The following is a 19,186-nucleotide window of genomic DNA, read 5'->3' on the forward strand; positions in this document are numbered from 1 at the left end:
CGGGAAAGGTTCAGAGCCTGACCAGGAGATCCCGGCCGGCCTCGATCCGGTGCGCCGTCTCGCCGATGCGGGCGACCAGCTCGGCGGTGCGGACGGCCGTCGCCGACCATTCCCGGTGATGCGGGTCGTGCCCCAGGACGCGGGCGGCCTCGACCGCCCCGGCGAACGCGGTCACACTCGCGCCGAGCTGGTGCTCGGCGGGCAGGGTGATCTCCTCGACATGATCCTGGGACACGATGCGCAGGGTCGGGGCGTACCACGGGGGCGGCGTGAAGGCCCGCTCCACGGTGAGCTGGCCGCCGCTGCCCCAGAGCCGGTAGCGCGAGCCGAAGCTGTGCTCGAAGCCGAAGTTCCCCGTGGCGATCACGCCGTCCGGTGAGGACGCGACGAAGCTGCCCGCGACGTCCACGCCGAAGCGCGGGTCGCACCGCAGCACGGCGCCCGCCACGGTCAGGTCGTCGCCGAGGAAGTACTGCATCGCCCGTGTCGCGTAGACGCCGAGGTCGAGCAGGGCCCCGCCGCCCAGCTCGGGCCGGTAGCGCACGTCGCCGTCGGGCATGGGCGGGAAGCAGAAGGAGGCCTCCAGGTGCCGCAGCCGGCCGATGCGGCCCTCCTCCAGCAGGGCGCGCACGCGCCGGTGCTGCCCGTGGTGCTCGAAGCCGAAGTTCTCCCGCAGGACCAGGCCGCGCTCACCGGCCAGCGCGGCCAGCGCGGCGGTCTCCCGGACCGTGACGGCCAGCGGCTTCTCCGACAGGACGTGCTTGCCGGCCTCCAGCGCCGCGTGCGCCCACTCGTAGTGCAGGGCGTTGGGGAGTGCGATGTACACGGCGTCGACGTCCGTACGGCGCAGCAGGTCCCGGTAGCCCGTCACGGGCTCGCAGCGGAACTTCTCCGCGAAGGCCGCCGCCCGGGCGCGGTCCCGGCTCGCGACGGCGGCCAGGCGGGTCGCGGGGTTGTCCCGGATGACGGGGAGCATGCTGCGGTCGCCGAACGCCGAGCATCCGATCGCGCCGAAGCGCAGGAGGCCGTCCACGGGCGTCGTCAGACCGCGGAGACGGTGGGCAGCGGGAAGACCATCTTCCCGCCCGCCGCCAGGAACTCCCGCTCCCGCTCGACGAACCCGCCGCGGTGCACCCACGGGAGCACCAGCAGCTGGTCGGGGCGGCGCGCCTTGGCCTCTTCCTCCGAGACGATGGGGATGCGGGTGCCGGGGGTGAAGCCGCCGTGCTTCTCTGGGCTGACCTCGCCGATGCACGGCAGGTCCCCGGGACCGATCCCGCAGTACTGGAGCAGCACGTTGCCCTTGGTCGAGGCCCCGTACCCCAGGGTCAGCTTGCCGGCGGCGCGCGAGTCGTCCAGGAAGCCGAGCAGCTCGTCGCGGTGGTGGCGGACGCGGCGGGCGAAGGTCTCGTAGGTGGCCACGGAATCCAGCCCGAGCCTGGCCTCCCGGCGGCGGACCCGCTCGATCGAGGCGGTGTCGGCCGGGTGCCGGGCGGGGTCCTTCACCAGGGTGACGCAGAGGCTGCCGCCGTTGACGTCGGTGATCTCAGCGGACGTCACGGTGAGCCCGACGCGCTCGGCCATCCACTCGATCTGGCTGAACGCGTAGTACTCCAGGTGTTCCTGGCACACCGCGTCGTAGGCCAGCGACTCCACCATCGAGCCCGCGTCGCTCATCTCGACCAGCCACACCCCGTCCTCGGTGAGGATGTCGCGCACGTCGGCCATGAATCCGAGCGGGTCCGGCAGGTCGTAGAACATCGCGATCGAGGTCACGATCTTGGCCTTGCGGTCGCCGTACCGCTCGGTGAAGACCTCCTTGGAGAAGAAGTCCGGGACCAGGTCGATGTGGTCGGGGTAGTACTGCCGCCACTTCTCGCCCGTGGGGTCGATCCCGACCAGGGTGAGACCGTCGGCCGGGTACGCCTGCAGCAGCGTGGAGTCGTTGCTGCCGATGTCGACGACCAGGTCGGCGCCGTCCAGGCCGACCATGCCGGTGAGCCTGGCGACCTTGCCGTGCAAGTGGTTGATCATGAATGGCCGGATGCCGGAGCGGTACCCGTAGCGGTCGCCGTACATCAGGGAGAGGTCGGCGGTGTGCCGGAGCTGGACCAGCCCGCAGCCGTCCGGGGAGCACTTGACGAGTTCCAGCGGGGCCGACGGCACGACCTCGTCGGCGCTGCGGGGGAAGACTCCCGTCAGCGCCTGGACTCCCAGGTCGAGGACGGGTATCAGATCACGGTTCCGGCAGATGCGGCACTCGGTGCATTCGGTGATGTTCATCAGGCTTCCCCTGGGGTGTCAGTGTGCGGCGCGGTACTGGGCGGTCAGCCTCACCAGTGCCGGTACGACGTCGTTGGGGCCGGGCATCGCGGTGTACTCGGTGCTGAGCCGGGCGGCGTTGGCGGCGTAGGAGGGGTCCTCCAGGATCTTCTTGAGGCTGTCGCGGAGCGTGTCCGCGGTGAAGGTGCCGGAGTTGCCGGCGTAGACGCCGGCTCCGCGGTGTTCCAGGCCGAGGCCCATGGCCAGGGGCCCGCCCCACTTCTCGACCTTGAAGTCGTTGGGCACGATGATCTGGGGGACGCCGTGTTCGAGGGCTGAGGCGAAGGCCCCCGTGCCGCCCTCGTGGACGAAGGCCGAGCAGCTGGGCAGCAGGGCGTTGAGGGGCACGAAGTCGACGACGCGGACGTTGTCGGGGACGGTGGCGGAGCCGAGCTGGCGGGCGTCGAGGGTGGCGATGACCTCGATGTCGAGGTCGGCGACCGCGTCGAACAGCGCCTGGGCGGGGGAGGAGCCGCCGATGGTCGCGTCCCGATGGGAGATGCCCTGGGTGATGCACACGCGCCTGCGGGCGGGCCGCTCGAAGACCCACCGGGGGGTGGTGGCCGGGCCGTTGAAGGGGATGTTGCGCACCGGCAGGTAGTGCACCCCCTCGGGCTGCCAGATCCAGGGCGGGGAGGGGGAGATCGTCCAGTGCCCGAGCGCGACGACCTCGTCGAACTCGCAGCCGAATCGATCGAGGATGGGCTCCAGCCACTGCCGGACCGGGTCCTCCGCGGAGTCCGGGCCGAACCGGCACGCGGCGCGAAGCTGGGCGACGCGGTCCACGTTCCACAACATGCGGGCGTGGGCCGCACCCACGACCCGGGCCGCGACGGCGCCGGGGAAGGCGGTGGGATCGGTGACGATGAGGTCGGGACGCCACACGCGGGCGAAGTCCACCAGGTCGTCGAAGACCTCTTCGGGGAAGAAGACGTCGCGCACGCCCGCGGTGAAGTCCTCCAGCTCGATGTGGGGATCGTCCCAGCCGTAGTCGCCCTGGTCGGACCGCCCGGTCCGCAGGCCCCGCGGGTCGCACGGGCCGAACTCCTCCGGCGGCGTCGTGGGCGTCATCCTCATGGGCTGGTCGCCGGGCGACACGTTCGCCATCCTCTCCTCCAGCCGCAGCATGGGGCCCACGGAGACGCCGGGGAGCCCGGTGTGGGCGACGGATTCCGCCATGTCGGGCGGGGCGGCGATGCACACCTCGTGCCCGGCGGTGCGCAGGGCCCACGCCATGGGGACCTGGACGTAGAGATGCGCCCGGAAGGGGTTGGTGACGAACAGGATCCGCATCGGAGTCCTTCCACTGAGATGATCAGCGAGAGCCGGCGGCAGCCGGCCGGTGCGCGTGCCCGGACGGAAGCCCGCACGTGCTGATCGAGCCGACTCGGCCGGTGCGCACGCGCGCGTGCCCGGGACAACGCTCGGACCCCAGTATCGCGACGGGCCGCGTCACGGGCGTCTTCTGAATTGCGTGGTTGCGCCGCCCCTCCGGACCGCTTCCGGGCATTCGCATTCCAGAAGGTGCCGGAAAGGCCGGGTCCGGCGAAAGTGGGCGAGGCGGCTCTCACCTTATGTAAATCCGGATCCGAAGGATTCATGCGATGGCTGTAGCCACGGAATTTTCTCAGCACACCCACGCTTCCCCGCCGGAACCCGATCTGACGCCGGAAACGGTCGTCGCCCGGGCCGAGGCCATCGCGGCCGGGCTCGTCGCACGGCAGGCGGAGACGGAGGCGCGCGGGTACTACGCCGAGGACACGCACGAGGAGTTCCGGAAAGCAGGTTTCTACCGGATTCTCGTGCCGCGCCGGTTCGGCGGTTACGAATTCGGCGTCGACACCTTCGCGCGCGTCGTGATGACGCTGACCCGGGCCTGCCCGTCCACCGGGTGGATGTACTGCCTGGGCGCCTCGCACGCGCTCGTGGTGGCGTCGCTGTTCGACGAGCGCACGCAGACCGAGCTGTTCAGCGGCGGCGACTTCATCTGCCCGGCCACCGTCGTCCCGAGCGGGACCGCCGAGCGCACGCCCGAGGGCGGCTGGCGGCTCAACGGCACCTGGAACTACTGCTCCGGCTCCCCGTACGCCACGCACTTCCTCGGCCACACCATGGTCTCGCCCGCGGCGGGGGAGCCCGCCGGGCCGATGATGTTCATCGTCCCGCGCCGCGAGTGGACCCGGCTCGACGACTGGGGGCTCCAGCTGGGCCTCAAGGGCAGCGGGTCGCACGGCATCGCCATGCGCGACGCGCTCATCCCCGCCCACTACACCATGGACACCCACATCAGCCAGGTGACCGTCACGGACGGGACGCCCGGCCGGGACCTGCACGGCAACCCCGAGTACGGCGGCGGCCAGCTCAGTTTCATGGTGATCGAGGACGCCATCCTGGCGGTGGGCATGGCGCGCGGCGCGCTCGACGCCTACGAGGATCTGATGCGGTCCAGAACCGCCCCCTTCCCGCCCAACCTGCCCCGCGCGCAGGACCCCGACTACCAGTTCTGGTACGGCCAGGCCGCCGGGATGATCGCCACAGGCGAGGCGGCGGTGCTCAGCATCGTGCGGGAGTGGCGCGAGACCAGCGCCGAGGGCCCGGCGGCGATCACCCAGGAGCTGGAGATGCGCATCGCGGCCGTCTGCCACCAGGTGGTCGAGCTGTGCTGGCGGGCGGTCGCCGACTACCTGTTCCCGACCGCGGGTTCGAGCGCGGTCCGCCAGGGAGAGCGCATCGAGCGGGTGTGGCGCGACATGTCGATGTTCCACAGCCACGCCGGCTTCGCCGTCTTCCTGTCGACCATCGCCAAGCGGGAGCTGGCCAAGGCCAGGTTCGGCGTGGTGGAGGCGGCGCACTGAGCCCCCGTCACAGGTGAGCCCATGTCACGGGTGAGCCCCCGCCGGCCGTGCCCGGCGGGGGCTCACCCGTGACATGACCCCGGTGACATGTCCGGCGGGGACCCACCCGCGTGTTCGGGGACTCCCCGCGTGGCTTGCGAGCCGAGTCACCCGCGTGGCTTGCGAGCCGAGACGATCACGTAGCCGATCTGGTCCTTGCGGGGCACGAAGAAGCCGTGGTGCCTGCGGGCGAACTCGTCCAGCGCCGCCTGGCCGAACTTGGCCAGCAGCTCCTCCCGCTGCTCCAGCGCGGCCTTGATGTACTTGGACTTGCGCCCGTACACCCGCGGGCCGCACTGGGTGTACTCCTCGATCTCGAACCCGGCCGCCGTGGCGTACTCCAGCCACTCTCCCAGCGTCGGGAGCTGCGGCAGCTTCAGGGTGGACATGAAGGTGGCCACCCGCTCCGGCTCCCGCGCGGACTCCAGGCTGAAGTCGGAGAAGGAGACCCGGCCGCCGGGGCGCAGCACCCGGAGGAACTCGGCGAAGACGCGGGCCGGGTCGGGCGCGTTCTGCAGCGACTCCAGCGCCAGCACCGCGTCGAAGGAGCCGTCGTCGAAGGGCAGTTCCATGTAGTCGGCACGTTCGAAGCGCGTCAGGTGCGCGACCCCGTTCGCCGCGGAGCGCCGCTCGGCCTGGTCGAGCTCGTAACCGCTCAGCGTGATCCCGGTGACCTCCGCGCCGTACCGCTTGGCGAGGAAGACCGCGGTCTCGCCGGGCCCGCAGCCGGCGTCCAGGAGCCGCTCCCCCGAACGGAGGCCGAGGGTGTCGGTGACCTTCCGGGTGATGCGGTGCACGGCGTCCCTGAGCGGGACCTGGTCCTCCTCGTCGTACCAGTACCACATGTGCACCTGGCCGTCGCGCAATTCATCCGCGATCGGAGAACGCTCGTCGTAGTGCGTGCCGATTTCCGACATGCCGATGGTTTCCATGCTTTGAATTAGCCGCCGAATCGGACGGGTCCGCATCTCTCCGGTTGCTGGATGATACGCACGCACAGAGATGCCGGGAAAAAGCATGCGGGTGAGGATGGGGAACTGCCGCGATTCGCCCTGCTCTTTTTATCGCGAGAGGACCCATGACATGACCGTTTCCACCGTCCGCACGGAGGCCGACGACCTGGTCGCGCAGTTCGCCGCGGCGCCGCTCGACTCGGTGGGGGACAGCTACCTGCGGTTGGTCGGCGAATTGTGGCACGAGGGTGTCGCAAAGGACGCGGCGCTGCCCGCGGTGCCCCGCCTCGTGTCCGAGCTGGGCCGCGCCGACGCCGCCCGGCAGGGCTACCTGGCGGTCCTGCTGGGACTGCTCGCCGAATCCGAGTACCCGGCCGTCGGCGGTCCGCTCTCCCGGGCGGTCCGGGAAGGACTCGACCTCTATCTGGACCTGCTGTCGCGGGGCGCCAAGGACGACCCGCTGACGCTCGCCCTGCTCTACCTGGTCTCGCACTTCCCGGACGATCGCGACCGGATCCTGGCGGCCGTGGCGCCGCTGGGCCTGGACGCCGACGACCTGACCCGGCTGGAGCGCAACCTGCGGCACCTGGACCCGGAGCAGCCCGAGCTCGGCCGCGTCTGGCCGTCGCCGTCCGTGTGGAAGCTGACCGAGCAGGAGCGCGAGTACGACAAGGCGTCGATCAAGAACCTGACGCTCCAGCAGATCACCGCCAACTGGCAGAACGACAGCCGCACCATCCTCGGCTATTCGGGCGCGAAGGCGTACTGGGCCGTCCGGTACGGCGCCCCGGCGGCGATCGGCCCGGAGCCCGACTCCTACGACCCGCCGCCCGCGCCCGAGCTCGGTCTGGAGGTCTTCAGCCGGTACGGCGACGCGCTGCGCTGCTCGGCCTGCCGGGGCCCCCTGTCGTTCGAGGACGACCACGTCCGGTGCGGCGCGTGCTCCCTGCGCTATCCCCTCGCCCGGGGCATCCTCGACCTCTCCGAGGGGGTCGAGGAGACCACGTTCGGCGCGACGGACTCCACCGACGAGGCGACCGCCGGTCTGCTCCAGAAACTGGCCGAGATGCCGAGCATGGGCCTGTACTACGAGGCCGTGCTCCGCCCGGCCTTCCTCAGGATCGCCGGCGCGAACTGGGGCGACGAGGTGACCCCCGAGGAGGAGGACCGCTACATCGCCCGCAACCTGACGGGTGTCGGGGGGCCGGTCCTGGACCTGGCCGCCGGGGCCGGCCGGTGGACGGAGGTGGTGGCCGGGGCCGTCGGCGCCGACCGGCTGATCGCCATGGACATGGGGCTGCCGATGCTGACCGTGCTCCGCGGCAGGCTCCCGGAGGTGCCGGCGGTGCGGGCCAGCGCCCTGCGGCTGCCCTTCGAGGACGCCTCCTTCGCCGCGGTGAACTGCTGGAACGCCCTTCAGGCCTTCCCGGACGACGCGGCCGCGGCCATCGCGGAGATGGGACGCGTCCTGCGGCCGGGCGGCACCCTGACCATGATGACCTTCCTGTTCGATTCCGACCCGATCGCCCGCCACTTCCAGGCCTCGCACTTCTTCCCCAGCCGCGTCGAGGGCATGCTGCTGTTCGAGCGGGAGGAGCTCCACCGGTGGCTGGCGGACGCGGGCCTGAAGGTCCGTGACATGTCCGGCCCCGGCACGTTCGTCTTCATCACGGCCGAGCGGGAGGACTGAACCCGGTGACCGTGATCGACGCCTCCAGGCCCGCCGGCTTGGCGGAGCCCGGCGAACCGGGCTACGGGGCCGCGACGCGGGTGTTCAACCTCGTCGCGCCCGCCGAACCCGCCGCGGCGCTGACCGCGCGCACGGTGGACGAGGTCCGGGGCGCCGTCCGCCACGCCGCCGCGGCCGGCCTGCCGGTGACCGTCCACACCACCGGGCACGGTTCCGCGGCCGCCCGCTCCAGGCGCGGCACCCTGCTGATCAGGACGGAGCTCGCCGGCGGAGTGGAGATCGACAGCGCCCGCCGGGTGGCCCGCGTCCCGGCCGGGACGCGGTGGGGCGCGGTGGTCGAGGCCGCCGCGGCGTACGGGCTGGCCCCGCCGCACGGCTCCTCGGCCGACGTCGGCGCCGTCGGCTATCTCCTGCGCGGCGGAATGAGCTTCTACGGGCGCAAGGTGGGCCTGGCCACCAACTGCCTGCGGGCCGCGGAACTGGTGACCGCCGACGGCGAACTGCGCCGGGCGGACGAGGCGGCCGACCCCGAGCTGCTGTGGGCGCTGCGCGGCGGCGGCGGCGGATTCGGCGTCGTCACGGCGGTGGAGGTGGACCTGCTCCCGGTGGCCTCGGTGGTGACGGGCGCCTCCTTCTGGCCGGTCGCGCACGCTCCGGAGCTGCTGCGGATCTGGCGGGAGTGGACGCTGGAGGCCCCGTGGGAGGTGACCACGTCGGCCCGCGTGCTGAACCTGCCGCCGCTGCCCGAGGTCCCGCCCGTCCTGGCCGCGGGACCGGTGCTCTGCGTGGACGGCGCGGTGCTGGCCGGGGAACCGGGTGACGCCGCCACCGCCCTGCGACAGGCCGAGGACCTGCTCGGGCCCCTGCGCGCGGTCGCCGACCCCGTCATGGACACCTGGCAGACCACCGGGGCCGTGGGCGTGCTGGAGGCGCACATGGATCCCGCCGACCCCGTCGCCATCGTGGGGGACCACCTGCTGCTCGGCGAGCTCGGCGAGGAGGGGATCGCGGCGCTCGCCGGCGTCATCGGGAAGGAGTCGCCCCTGATCACCGCGGGCCTGCGGCAGCTCGGCGGGGCGTTCTCGCGGCCGTCGGCGGAGGGCGCGTTCACCCACGTCACCGCCCGCTACGCCTACTCCGGCGCCGGCGTCCCGCACGAGGAGCTGAGCGCCGAGACGATCCGGGAGTACTGCGCGGCCGTGCGCGCCGCCCTGGCGCCCTGGGACACGGGCGGGACCGTGCCGACCTTCGTGGAACGGATCGACCAGCCCCAGCGGCACCTGGACGACGATCGGGTGGCGATCCTGGACCGGATCCGCGCCCGGGTCGATCCCGGCGGTCTTTTCCGCCGCGACATCAGCCCGAACTGCACGGCTCTGCCGTACTGAACGGGATCGTGGCGAGAACGGGACGGGGCTGAGAACGGGACAGGGCCGGGAGAGGGGATCCTCTCCCGGCCGTTGCTGCTTCTCGGGGAATCGTCGCCGCCGCGGGGAATGGACGTCCGCGGGGATGGGCGTCTGCAGGGGTCTGCGGGGGGCTACAGAGGGATGGACGTCGTCAGCCCGCCGTCCACGGCGATCTCCTGCCCGGTGACGTACGAGGCACGGGACGAGAGCAGGAAGAGGGCCGCGTCGGCGACGTCCTCGGCGGCGCCGAGCCGGCCCAGCGCCACGTTGCCGCGGCAGGCCTCCCTCGCCTCCTCGGTGGTGGCGATGCCCTCGAACATCTCCGTCACGATGTAGCCGGGACTGATGGCGTTGACCCGGATGCCCCGGGGGCCCAGGTCGGCGGCCAGGGTGCGGGTCAGGTTGATCACGGCGGCCTTGGCCGCGGCGTACACGGAGGTGAACGCCATGCCGCGATGGGCCAGCCAGGAGCCGTTGACGACGATCGAGCTCCCGTCCTCCAGCAGGGGGAGCGACTTCTGGACGGTGAAGTAGACGCCCTTGAAGTTGACCCCGACGACGTGGTCGAAGTCCGCCTCGGACACCTCCGCGCCGCGGGCGAACTGCGCGATGCCCGCGTTCGCGAAGACCCCGTGCAGGCGGCCGAAACGCCGCCGGGTCTCGTCGTGGAGCCGATCCAGGTCGGCGACCCGGGACACGTCGGCGGGCACGGTCAGCACCCGGTCGTCGGCGTCCAGCGTCTTCGCCGCGGTGGCCAGCCGCTCCGGGCTGCGCCCGGCGAGCACGACGTTCGCGCCCTCCGCCACGAGTCGTTGCGCGGTGGCCAGGCCCATGCCGCTGCCACCGCCGGTGATCAATACGGTTTTTCCTTCGAACTCCGCCATGCCGCCAGGCTCACATCCGGCTTCTCTCACCACACCTCCGTAATTGCGGTGCTTTTTCGCTGCTTCCGGCGAAAGCATTTCGGGAGATGCAGTGCCGAATGTCGGAGACAGACGATGAGCGCGGGTCAAAAGTCGCGCTCAGGCCAATATTCGCCTGCCTCGCATATGCGGCTGAGCAATACCGGATTTCGAGGAGAAGACCACTATGGGCAACGATGTCAGTACCCGTGCGGTGGTGCTCGGCGGCAGCCTTGGCGGGCTGTTCGCGGCCAGAGTTCTCTCCGACGCATACGACGAGGTCGTCGTGGTGGACCGAGACGAGCTTCTGGGCGTGGACGGGCCACGCCGGGGCTGCCCGCAGAGCCGGCACATCAATGGGCTGCTCACCCGCGGTCAGATAGCCATCGAGGAGATGTACCCCGGGATCACCGAGGAGATGCTCTCCGACGGTGTGCCCAAGGGGGACCTGGCCGGGACCGTCCGCTGGTACGTCCGCGGCAAGCGGCTCAAGCAGCGCAAGGCCGACATGCTCTGCATCGGCCCCAGCCGTCCCAAGCTGGAGCACCACGTCAGGGAGCGCACCCTGTCCATCCCCAACGTCCGGATCGCCGAGCGCCACGACATCCTGGGGCTGGTGACGACGCCGGACAACAGCCGCGTCACCGGCGTGCGCGTGCACGACCTCGGCGGTGACGGCGTCGAGGAGGTCCTGGGCGCCGACCTCGTCGTCGACGCCACGGGCCGGGGCTCGCGCACCCCGATCTGGCTGGAGGACCTGGGCTATCCGCGGGTCAAGGAGGACCGGAAGAAGATCGGTCTGGCCTACGTGACCCAGCACTACCGCCTGCGCACCGACCCGTACCTGGGCGACCTGTCCATCAACAGCGTCGCCCACCCCGGCAACCCGCGCGGTGTGATCTTCGCGAAGACCGACGGCGGCCGGGTCGAGATGACCACGTACGGCATCCTCGGCGACCACCCGCCCACCGACCAGAAGGCCCTGTACGAGTGGATCAAGTCGCTGGGCGTGCCGGAGATCTACGAGGCCGTCATCCAGGCCGTGCCGCTCGACGAGCCGGTCAAGTTCAGCTTCCCCACCACGCTGCGCCGCCGCTACGAGGACATGCCGCGCTTCCCCGACGGGCTGCTGGTGGTCGGTGACGCGGTGTCCTGCTTCAACCCGGTGTACGCGGGCGGCATGACGGTCGCCGCGCTCTCCGCGATGACGATCCGCGAGCACCTGCACACCGGCGCCCACCCCGTGCCCCTCGACTACTTCCGCGACCTGGCCGCCAACGTCATCGACCCGGTGTGGCAGATGACCCACAACGTCGACCTGAGCTTCCCCGGCGTCGAGGGCGAGCGCCCGCTCTCCCTGAAGCTGGAGCAGAAGATGATGGCCCTCATCCAGAAGGCCGCCACGCGCGACAACAAGGTCACCGCGGCGTACATGCGGGTGGCGGGCCAGGTGGAGCACCCCTCGACGCTGCAGCGGCCGGCCTTCCTCCTGCGCGTGCTGCTGGCCGCGGCCGGCCTGACTCCCGAGTCCCCCGACCGCGTCGCAAGCTGGGCTGCCGCACCTCTGCCGGAAGAGGAGCGGGAGACGGCGCTGCAGCCTTGAGGCGGGGGAAGCGCGAGTGAGCGGGTCAGTCCATGACATGGTGGGGCTGCACGTCAGCCGGCGGCCGGATGCGGTCGCAGTGGAGTGGGGCGGCGTCCGGCTGTCCTACGGGGAGCTCGCGACCCGGGCGGCCGGGATCCACCAGGCTCTGCGGGCACGCGGGCCGGTCGAGGGCAGGCCGGTGGCGGTGCGGCTGCCGCAGGGTCCGGACCAGGTCGTCTCGGTGCTCGGCGCGCTGAGCGCGGGCGCGCACGTGGTCTGCATGAGCGCGGGCGAGGTCGGAGACCGCGGCCGGGCCGTGCTGGACGAGCTGCGGCCCGCCGCGCTGGTGGGCGCGGACGACGAGCTGGCCCGATGGTTCCGGGACGAGCTGGGCGGTGCGACCCTGCACCCCGGAGACCCGGCGCACCCCGGGGAGCTCGCGCCCTCCGGGAACCCGGCGCACCCCGGGGAGCTCGCGCCCTCCGGGAACCCGGCGCCCTCCGGAGACCCGGCGCACGCCGGGGACCGGGCGCAGGTCCCGCCGGCGCCGCGCGCGCCGGAGGACCTCGCCTACATCGCCTACACCTCGGGCACGACCGGCAGGCCCAAGGGAATCCCGCACACTCACGGCGCCCTCGCCCAGTTCGTCACCTGGTTCGCGGGAGAGTTCGGCATCGGCCCGGGCTCTCGCGTGGCCCAATGGGCCCTGCCGGGATACGACGCCAATCTCGTGGAGATCTTCGCGGCCCTCGCCGCCGGCGCGACGCTGTGCCCGGTGCCCGAGCGGACGCGGACGACCCCGGAACGGCTGGTGGGCTGGCTGGAGGCCGAGCAGATCACTCACTTCCAGACGGTTCCCAGCTTCATCCGCACGTGCCTGCCCGCGCTCGCGGGACTGCCGCGACTGGAGCATCTCCTGCTCGCGGGAGAGGTCCTGGCGGGAGACCTGGCGGCGGCGCTGGGCGCGGCCCTGCCCGCCGTGCGGCTGATCAATCTGTACGGCCCGACGGAGTCGATCCTGGCGACCTGGTTCGAGGTGGACCGGCGGTTCCGGGGGACGGTGCCGATCGGCCGCCCCATCCCCGGCCGCCGGGTGCTGGTGGTGGACGGGCACGACCTCCCCTGCCCGCCCGGCGTCACGGGGGAGATCGTCATCGTGAGCCCGTACGTCACGCCCGGGTACGTGGGCGTGGCCGCCGGGCGGCGCACGGCCTTCCGGCCGCTGGAGGGCCGGCACGCCTTCCGCACCGGCGACCTGGGCCGCCGCCGGGGGGACGGCGTGCTGGAGTACGTCGGGCGCGAGGACTCCCAGGTCAAGGTGAACGGCAGCCGCCTGGAACTGGCCGACCTGGAGACCACGCTGCTGGCGCAGCCTTCGGTGGCCGACTGCGCCGTCTGCGCCGTGACCGGTGCGGACGGCCTGGTGTCACAGCTGGTGGCCTACGTCGTACCACGCGGCCACGAGGGAGAGCAGACGGCATGGCGCGGGGCCCTGCGGGGCGCGTACGGCGCGTCCATGCCGCCGGTGATTTTCAAGATCTTGGACGAGCTGCCGCGGAACGTCGGCGGCAAGGTGGACCGCTCACGATTGGAAGGCAAACGTGACCCTGCTCGCAACTGAACGCACAGTCGATCTTGACGGGGAGAACCTCGACATCACCGGGGTCAAGCGGGTCGCCGAGGATTGGGCTCCCTGCGCCGTGTCCGCGTCGGCGCTCGCCAAGGCCGCCGCCAGCAGGACGCTCTTCGAGGACCACGTCAGCGAGGGCATCCCCGTCTACGGCGTGACCACCGGTTACGGCGAAATGATCTACATGCTCGTGGACACCTCGAAGGAGGTGGAGCTGCAGACCAACCTCGTGCGCAGCCACGCCGCGGGCGTGGGGCCGCTGTTCGCCGAGGACGAGGCCCGGGCGATCCTCGTCGCCCGGTTGAACGCGCTGGCCAGAGGCTACTCCGCGGTCCGCCCCGAGCTGCTGGAGCGCCTGGAGCTCTACATCAACAAGGGGGTCACGCCCGCCATCCCCCAGATCGGATCCCTCGGCGCCAGCGGCGACCTGGCTCCGCTGGCGCACCTCGCCGTCACGCTGATCGGCGAGGGCTACGTGCTGCGGGAGGGCAAGCGGACCCCGACCGGCCAGGTGCTGCGCGAGCTGGGCATCGAGCCGCTGGAGCTGCGCTTCAAGGAGGGCCTGTCGCTGATCAACGGCACCTCGGCCATGACCGGCCTGGGCTCCCTGGTGGTCAACCGCGCCCTGGACCAGGTACGGCAGGCCGAAGCGGTCACCGCGCTGGTCGTGGAGACCATGCGCGGCTCCACCAGCCCGTTCCTGGCCGAAGGGCACGACCTGGCCCGGCCGCACCGGGGGCAGATGGACACCGCCGCCAACATGCGGGCCCTGCTCCACGGCAGCCGCCTGGCCGTCGAGCACGCCGATCTGCGCAAGGAGGCCCAGGCCCAGAAGGAGGGCAGCAGGGTCTCCCGTACCCGCGTCTACCTGCAGAAGGCCTACACGCTGCGGGCCATCCCCCAGGTGGTGGGCGCCGTCAGGGACGTGCTCTACCACGCGCGGCAGACGCTGGAGACGGAGCTGAACTCCTCCAACGACAACCCGCTGTTCTTCGAGGGCAAGGAGATCTTCCACGGCGCCAACTTCCACGGCCAGCCGATCGCCTTCGCCATGGACTACGTGACGATCGCGCTCACCCAGCTCGGAGTGTTCTCGGAGCGGCGCACCAACCGCCTGCTCAACCGGCATCTCAGCGGTCTGACGGAGTTCCTCGTCGCCGGTGAGCCCGGACTCAACAGCGGCTTCGCCGGCGCGCAGTACCCGGCGACGGCCCTGGTGGCCGAGAACCGCACCATCGGCCCGGCCAGCACCCAGAGCGTCCCGTCCAACGGAGACAACCAGGACGTGGTCAGCATGGGCCTGATCTCGGCGCGCAACGCCCGCCGCGTGCTGGAGAACAACTACAAGATCCTCGCCGTCGAGTTCCTGTGCGCGGCGCAGGCGGTCGACCTGTCCGCGCGGTACGACCGGCTCAGCCCCGCGGGCAAGGACACCTACGACAGGGTGCGCGCGATCGTCCCCTGGGTCCCGCACGACCGGTACATGTCGGACGACATCGAGGCGATCGCGGACGCGCTGGCCCGCGGCGAGTTCCTCCGCGTCGGCGGGATCGAGGTGCGTTGATGACATCGCCCGCGCCCGTGGTCGAACGGGCTCCGCTCTCCTTCAACCAGCAGTTCCTGCGCGTTTTCGACAAGGGCGACGGCGAGGGGCCCTTCGGTCCCAAGTACAACATCGTGTGCGGCTGGCGGATCAGGGGGCCCATCGCGGTCGGCCCCCTGCACGACGCCCTGACGGACGTGGTGACGCGCCACGAGGCGCTGCGCTCCCGGATCGTCCTCGACGGGGAGGACGGCCACCAGGAGATCTTCCCGCCGAGCCGGCCCTCCCTGGTGGTCAAGGACCTGTCCGGGGCCGAGCCGGACCGGCGCGGCCCGGCGGCCGAGGAGCTCCTCATCGAGGTCGAGTCCGGCGCCTACGGCCTGGAGGATCTGCCGCTGCTGCGGGCCTTCCTGGGCCAGTTCGACAGCGATGACGCGATTCTCGTCCTGGTCGCCCACCACACGGCGGCCGACGAGTGGTCCATGCGACTGATCATGCGAGACCTCGCCGTCCGCTATGCGATCCGGACCGGCGAGCTGGTGCCCGACCTTCCGCCGGTCCGCCAGTACCGGGAGTTCACCCGGTGGCAGCAGTCGTCCGACGCCGACGGCAGGTCGCAGCGGTACTGGCGGGAGAAGCTCGACGGCGCGCGGATCTTCGCCACCCCCACCGACCACCCCAGGTCGGCGAATCTGCCCAAGGAGACCGCGTGGTACCGGTTCTCCGTCGAGAAGGAGGTCACCGACCGGCTCACCGAGGTCGCCAGAACGACCAAGAGCTCGCCGTTCATGGTCCTGCTCGCGGCGTACAGCGTGGTGCTCCAGCGGTCCAGCGGGCTCACCGACATCGTCGTGCCGACCTTCACCTCGGGCCGCGCGCACGGCGGTTTCCACGACACGGTGGGCTCCTTCTTCAACTTCGTCCCCCTGCGGATGGACCTCTCCGGATGCGAGAGCTTCCGCCAGGCGGTGACGCGGGTCAGGAGCACCTGCCTGGAGGCGTACACCCGGGACATCCCCTTCGCGAAGATCCTGGAGGAGGCGCCGGAGCTGATGAGCCCGGCCGCCGCGGACGACCGCGCGGTCCTCGCCTTCCAGGTCTTCCGATCCCCGCTGGGGTCCGACCGCCACACGGTCGGCGGGCTGGAGTACGCCGAGTTCAGGGAGCGGCGGCTGCCCCAGGCCAGCGGCGGCGACGTGCCCGACGGGGCCATGTGGCACCTGGAGTTGCTCCCCGCCGGCGGGATCAACGGGACCTTGGCCTACAACACCAACCTTTTCCTCGAGAGCACCATCGCCGAGATGGCTGCGGACTTCCGGCAGGTACTGCGGAGCGCGGTAGTGGCCCTGGACGCCCCGCTCGCTCGTTTCTGATCACCAGGAGAATCAGGAGGTTCCGAAAGTGAGCATCGGTTTCCCAGAGAACCTGGGCTTCCCCGTCGTCCAGAAGAAGGTGGAGGAGATCTGGACCGAGGTGCTGGAGGTCACGGAGGGTCAGGAAGACGCCAGCTTCTTCGAACTCGGCGGCGAGTCGGTGGCCGCGGCCAGGATCGTCGCCCGGGTGGAGGACGAGCTGGGCGTCTGGATCGAGGTGGGTGACATCTTCGAGGAGGACCCCACCATGACGGAGTTCATCCGCACCGTGGCGGCGCGCGCCGACGCGGCGCAGTCGTGAGAGGCCGGGGCATGACCGGCACACCGCGGGTGAGACCCGACGCCGACCTGGACGAGGTCGTCGCCATCCTGGAACGCGACGGCGCCGTGATCGTCGAGGACCTGGTCGACGACGAGACGCTCGCGCGGCTGTGGGACGACCTCGGTCCCGCGCTCGACGCGCGCGACTTCAGCGGCGACTGGTACAACGGCACGCGGACCCGGCGGGTCTCGTCGCTGTTCGCCAGGACGGCCCAGCTGACCCCGGTGGTGACGCACCCGCTCTACCTGGGCGCGGCCCGCCGGATCATGCAGAAGCCGACCCACATCTGGATGGGCAAGGTCCGGGTGGAGATGGTGCCGAGCATCCAGATCAGCGGCACCCAGGTGATCCAGATCCATCCGGGCCAGGGCAAGCAGCCGCTCCACCGGGACGACGCGCTGCACCTGCGCCCCCATCCCGGGCCGACGAGCCGGGTGCAGCTGATGCTGGCCATGAGCGAGTTCACCGCGGAGAACGGCGGGACCATGGTGATCCCCGGGAGTCACCACTGGGACGACGAGCGCGCACCCGGTGCGGACGAGGCCTTCCCGACGGAGATGTCCGCCGGATCCGGCCTCATCTGGCTCGGCGGGGTCTACCACGGCGGGGGGCGCAACCTGGCCGACACCCCGCGCACGGGGCTCACCATCGCGCTGGACCTGGGAAATCTGCGCCAGGAGGAGAACCAGTACCTCGCCGTCCCCCGGGAGGCGGTGCTGGCCTATCCAGAGGAGGTCCGGCGGTTGCTGGGGTACGACCGCTGCCCGCCGGGCCTGGGCTGGTACGAGATGGAGGACCCCTATTCGCTCCTGGAGCAGGCCGAAGCCGCACGCTGAAGGTGACCTGGCACAGAGACTGTGCCAGGTCATTCTCATGTCCGGCCAGGTCATTCTCACGTCCGCCCCGCGCAGGTGAACGCCGGAAGGGCCTCGCCGGGGCGGACTCTCGGTCCGCCCCGGCGAGGCCCTTCCGCGGATCTCAGAAGAAGTTCTTGAGCCCTTCGAAGGACTCCAGATCCGGGACCGTCCACCCGTCCATGTCGTATTCGCTGAGACACTCCTCCACGAACGCGGTGTAGCCGTCCATCTGCCCGTTGGCGAGCTGGGAGAGCAGCAGCTCGACGCGGGTGTTCTCGTGGTTGCCCGCGTAGTTGCGCTCGTAGAGCTCGTGCCGGCCGCCGAACTCGGTGCCCACGGCGTCCCACAGCAGCTTCATGAGCTTGACCCGGTCCACCGCCTCGACGCCGTTCGAGCCCCGGCAGAACCTGTCCAGGTAGGGGCGGATCTCGGGGTTCTTGAAGTCCTTGACGCTGGAGTTCACGAAGATCAGGCCGCTCGCGACGTCCTGCAGGATGATCTCCCTGATCCTCGGGTAGCCGAGCTGCAGGAACCACCGGTAGGCGAGGCCGTACTGGGGGTTCGGCAGCATGGCGCCGTTCTTCCACGGCACCGGGTTCCGCGCCGCGGCGTCGGACAGGGCCCAGAAGAGGTTCCGCCAGGCGAGCACCTCGCCGACGCGGGTCTGCACCCCCCGGAAGTCCTTGGTGCCGGTGATCTCAAGGGCTTTGTAGAGGAGGCCGGCGAGGAACTCCAGCTTCACCGCCAGGCGCGTGCAGCCGTGGAAGGTGAAGCGCTCGGGGAACCCGGACTGCCCGGTGAAGAGCATGGCCTTGCCCAGGTGCCCGTAGACGAACACGTTCTCCCAGGGGATGAGCACCTTGTCGAACACCAGGATCGTGTCGTTCTCGTCCAGGCGTGAGGAGAGCGGATAGTCGAAGGGACTGCCCATGACCGCGGACATGGCGGTGTAGGACGGCCGGCAGATCAGCTTCACGCCGGGGGCGTCCATCGGGGCCGTGGCCACCAGGGCGAATTTCCGGTCCTTGATGGGCAGTCCGTAGTGGGCGATGAAGTTGTAATGGGTGAGCGCCGACCCGGTCGCGACCACTTTCGCGCCGCTCACGACCAGTCCGGCGTCCGTCTCCTTCTCCACATGGATGAAGACGTCCTCGACCTGGTCCGGGGGAAGGCTCCGGTCGACCGGAGGATGCACGATGGCGTGATTCCAGTAGAGGACCTTCTCCTGCGATTCGCGGTACCAGCGCCGGGCGTTGTCCGAGAACGGCTCGTAGAACTCCGCGTTCGCTCCCAGCGTGCCGAGGAAGGACGCCTTGTAGTCCGGGCTCCGCCCCATCCAGCCGTAGCTCATCCGCGCCCACGCCGCGATGGCCTGCTGGTCGGCGACGAGGTCCTCCGGAGTGCGGGGTGTGGTGAAGAACCGGTGGGTGTATCCGTCGCTGCCCGTGTCGGTCGCCGTGGTGAGGACGTCCCGGTGGGCCGGGTCGTGCAGCGCGTCGTACAGCCTCGCGACCATGCGGGCCGGATTGGCGAATGCCGGGTGCGAGGTCACGTCCTTGACCCGGTCACCGTAGAGGTAGATCTGGCGATCGTCCCGGAGGCTCTCGATGTATTCCGCTCCGGTCAGGGGCCGCGTCTTCGGCTGCCCTCCCTGGTCTGCGGTCATTGCACTCCTCATGAATCGTCGGTGGCCGACCGGCTTATTC

15 protein-coding genes are annotated in these 19,186 nt (G+C 70.9%); 9 read left to right on the forward strand and 6 right to left on the reverse strand.

Features of this window, described 5'->3' with window-relative positions:
• Window positions 1–10: 10 nt before the first annotated feature.
• Genes Plo01_RS09525 through Plo01_RS09535 form a run of 3 tightly spaced genes read right to left on the reverse strand, consistent with a single transcriptional unit; the run spans window position 11 to window position 3,615 of the window.
• Window positions 11–1,033, reverse strand: coding sequence for a Gfo/Idh/MocA family protein (locus Plo01_RS09525; RefSeq protein WP_203890145.1), 1,023 nt, complete (start codon window positions 1,031–1,033; stop codon window positions 11–13).
• 8 nt (window positions 1,034–1,041) lie between these two features.
• A complete protein-coding gene (locus Plo01_RS09530) occupies window positions 1,042–2,283 on the reverse strand; it encodes a class I SAM-dependent methyltransferase (protein WP_203890146.1) in 1,242 nt (413 codons plus the stop codon).
• A gap of 18 nt (window positions 2,284–2,301) precedes the next feature.
• Window positions 2,302–3,615: a nucleotide disphospho-sugar-binding domain-containing protein gene (locus Plo01_RS09535; protein ID WP_203890147.1), complete on the reverse strand. Its 1,314-nt coding sequence runs from the start codon at window positions 3,613–3,615 to the stop codon at window positions 2,302–2,304.
• Window positions 3,616–3,926: 311 nt separating this feature from the next.
• Between Plo01_RS09535 and Plo01_RS09540 the strand changes: the two genes are divergently transcribed.
• Window positions 3,927–5,177 carry an acyl-CoA dehydrogenase family protein gene (locus Plo01_RS09540; RefSeq protein ID WP_203890148.1) on the forward strand — a complete coding sequence of 417 codons (1,251 nt, stop codon included), beginning with the start codon at window positions 3,927–3,929 and terminating at the stop codon, window positions 5,175–5,177.
• Between the two features lie 146 nt (window positions 5,178–5,323).
• Here the strand turns inward: Plo01_RS09540 and Plo01_RS09545 are convergent, their stop codons facing one another.
• Complete coding sequence (locus Plo01_RS09545; protein ID WP_203890149.1) at window positions 5,324–6,148, reverse strand: SAM-dependent methyltransferase; 825 nt, start codon at window positions 6,146–6,148, stop codon at window positions 5,324–5,326.
• 151 nt (window positions 6,149–6,299) lie between these two features.
• On the opposite strand from Plo01_RS09545, the gene Plo01_RS40130 reads away from it, so the two are divergent.
• Window positions 6,300–7,859, forward strand: a complete 1,560-nt coding sequence (locus Plo01_RS40130) for a class I SAM-dependent methyltransferase (RefSeq protein WP_239316063.1) — start codon at window positions 6,300–6,302, stop codon at window positions 7,857–7,859.
• A 5-nt stretch (window positions 7,860–7,864) separates the two neighbouring features.
• Window positions 7,865–9,247: an FAD-binding oxidoreductase gene (locus Plo01_RS09555; RefSeq protein ID WP_239316065.1), complete on the forward strand. Its 1,383-nt coding sequence runs from the start codon at window positions 7,865–7,867 to the stop codon at window positions 9,245–9,247.
• Between the two features lie 152 nt (window positions 9,248–9,399).
• On the opposite strand, the gene Plo01_RS09560 is transcribed toward Plo01_RS09555, so the two are convergent.
• Window positions 9,400–10,152, reverse strand: a complete 753-nt coding sequence (locus tag Plo01_RS09560) for an SDR family NAD(P)-dependent oxidoreductase (RefSeq protein WP_203890150.1) — start codon at window positions 10,150–10,152, stop codon at window positions 9,400–9,402.
• Window positions 10,153–10,357: 205 nt separating this feature from the next.
• Between Plo01_RS09560 and Plo01_RS09565 the strand changes: the two genes are divergently transcribed.
• Genes Plo01_RS09565 through Plo01_RS09590 form a run of 6 tightly spaced genes read left to right on the forward strand, consistent with a single transcriptional unit; the run spans window position 10,358 to window position 17,459 of the window.
• Window positions 10,358–11,773 carry an NAD(P)/FAD-dependent oxidoreductase gene (locus Plo01_RS09565; protein ID WP_203890151.1) on the forward strand — a complete coding sequence of 472 codons (1,416 nt, stop codon included), beginning with the start codon at window positions 10,358–10,360 and terminating at the stop codon, window positions 11,771–11,773.
• Between the two features lie 16 nt (window positions 11,774–11,789).
• Complete coding sequence (locus tag Plo01_RS09570; RefSeq protein WP_203890152.1) at window positions 11,790–13,376, forward strand: amino acid adenylation domain-containing protein; 1,587 nt, start codon at window positions 11,790–11,792, stop codon at window positions 13,374–13,376.
• Complete coding sequence (cmdF, locus tag Plo01_RS09575; RefSeq protein ID WP_203890153.1) at window positions 13,357–14,949, forward strand: tyrosine 2,3-aminomutase; 1,593 nt, start codon at window positions 13,357–13,359, stop codon at window positions 14,947–14,949. The genes Plo01_RS09570 and cmdF overlap by 20 nt, the downstream gene beginning before the upstream one ends.
• Window positions 14,949–16,301 carry a condensation domain-containing protein gene (locus Plo01_RS09580; RefSeq protein ID WP_203890154.1) on the forward strand — a complete coding sequence of 451 codons (1,353 nt, stop codon included), beginning with the start codon at window positions 14,949–14,951 and terminating at the stop codon, window positions 16,299–16,301. Before cmdF ends, Plo01_RS09580 begins: the two co-directional genes overlap by 1 nt.
• A 28-nt stretch (window positions 16,302–16,329) precedes the next feature.
• Window positions 16,330–16,602, forward strand: coding sequence for a phosphopantetheine-binding protein (locus tag Plo01_RS09585; protein WP_203890155.1), 273 nt, complete (start codon window positions 16,330–16,332; stop codon window positions 16,600–16,602).
• 11 nt (window positions 16,603–16,613) lie between these two features.
• Window positions 16,614–17,459 (forward strand): phytanoyl-CoA dioxygenase family protein, encoded by an 846-nt coding sequence (locus tag Plo01_RS09590; protein ID WP_203890156.1) that lies wholly within the window; start codon window positions 16,614–16,616, stop codon window positions 17,457–17,459.
• A gap of 142 nt (window positions 17,460–17,601) precedes the next feature.
• Here Plo01_RS09590 and Plo01_RS09595 read toward each other — a convergent pair whose 3' ends face one another.
• A complete protein-coding gene (locus Plo01_RS09595) occupies window positions 17,602–19,146 on the reverse strand; it encodes a 4-hydroxyphenylacetate 3-hydroxylase family protein (RefSeq protein ID WP_239316067.1) in 1,545 nt (514 codons plus the stop codon).
• Window positions 19,147–19,186: the final 40 nt, after the last annotated feature.

This window comes from Planobispora longispora, from assembly GCF_016863135.1.
GTDB lineage: Bacteria > Actinomycetota > Actinomycetes > Streptosporangiales > Streptosporangiaceae > Planobispora > Planobispora longispora.